Source organism: Aeromonas sp. QDB18 (genome assembly GCF_027705325.1).
Lineage (GTDB): Bacteria > Pseudomonadota > Gammaproteobacteria > Enterobacterales > Aeromonadaceae > Aeromonas > Aeromonas caviae.
The window spans coordinates 1-1126 of the sequence record NZ_JAPDBQ010000300.1 but is presented as its reverse complement, the minus strand read 5'-3'; the positions used below and the strand labels follow the sequence as shown (position 1 = coordinate 1126).

The following is a 1126-nucleotide window of genomic DNA, read 5'->3' as shown; positions in this document are numbered from 1 at the left end:
TCGCGAAATTTCGCAGTCGCGACGCCAGAGACCGAGGGTTAGATCATGCCTAGCATTCACCTTCCGGCCGCCCGCTAGCGGACCCTGGTCAGGTTCCGCGAAGGTGGGCGCAGACATGCTGGGCTCGTCAGGATCAAACTGCACTATGAGGCGGCGGTTCATACCGCGCCAGGGGAGCGAATGGACAGCGAGGAGCCTCCGAACGTTCGGGTCGCCTGCTCGGGTGATATCGACGAGGTTGTGCGGCTGATGCACGACGCTGCGGCGTGGATGTCCGCCAAGGGAACGCCCGCCTGGGACGTCGCGCGGATCGACCGGACATTCGCGGAGACCTTCGTCCTGAGATCCGAGCTCCTAGTCGCGAGTTGCAGCGACGGCATCGTCGGCTGTTGCACCTTGTCGGCCGAGGATCCCGAGTTCTGGCCCGACGCCCTCAAGGGGGAGGCCGCATATCTGCACAAGCTCGCGGTGCGACGGACACATGCGGGCCGGGGTGTCAGCTCCGCGCTGATCGAGGCTTGCCGCCATGCCGCGCGAACGCAGGGGTGCGCCAAGCTGCGGCTCGACTGCCACCCGAACCTGCGTGGCCTATACGAGCGGCTCGGATTCACCCACGTCGACACTTTCAATCCCGGCTGGGATCCAACCTTCATCGCAGAACGCCTAGAACTCGAAATCTAACGTCCGTTCGGGCATCGAGGTCCATGTCGGGGTGGGACGGGCCCGTGGCTTCAAGATCACTTGCAGTCCGACCGCGATGTCTTGGTTGCGCGAGAGGTTGTCGATATCCTCCACTTCCATCATCAACCCTGGATAATGCCGCCGCCGTCATCGCCGCCGACGCCCGTGCCGGGCTTTTCGGGCCTGTCAGGCTTGCTCGGCCTTCAGCCTGCCTGGGCGAGATCTCCGGCGGACGGATTAACGGCGGAGCTTCGCCGCCTTTCGTGCGTGTGAAGGCCGAAGATAGTTCTCTCAAAAACATCCGTTTATGAGAGATACCAAATGTCATTTTCAGAAGACGACTGCACCAGTTGATTGGGCGTAATGGCTGTTGTGCAGCCAGCTCCTGACAGTTCAATATCAGAAGTGATCTGCACCAATCTCGACTATGCTCAATACTCGTGTG

The 1126-nt window shown here is 61.5% G+C and carries 1 protein-coding gene; it reads left to right on the top strand.

The features are described from left to right. The first annotated feature begins 180 nt into the window (after nt 1–180). Nucleotides 181–681, top strand: a complete 501-nt coding sequence (locus OKC30_RS20995; protein WP_000376623.1) for a GNAT family N-acetyltransferase — start codon at nt 181–183, stop codon at nt 679–681. Nucleotides 682–1126: the final 445 nt, after the last annotated feature.

Bases quoted from the DNA above. Each gene is read 5' to 3' on its own strand.
- OKC30_RS20995 (WP_000376623.1), top strand. From the start codon at position 181: ATGGACAGCGAGGAGCCTCCGAACGTTCGGGTCGCCTGCTCGGGTGAT.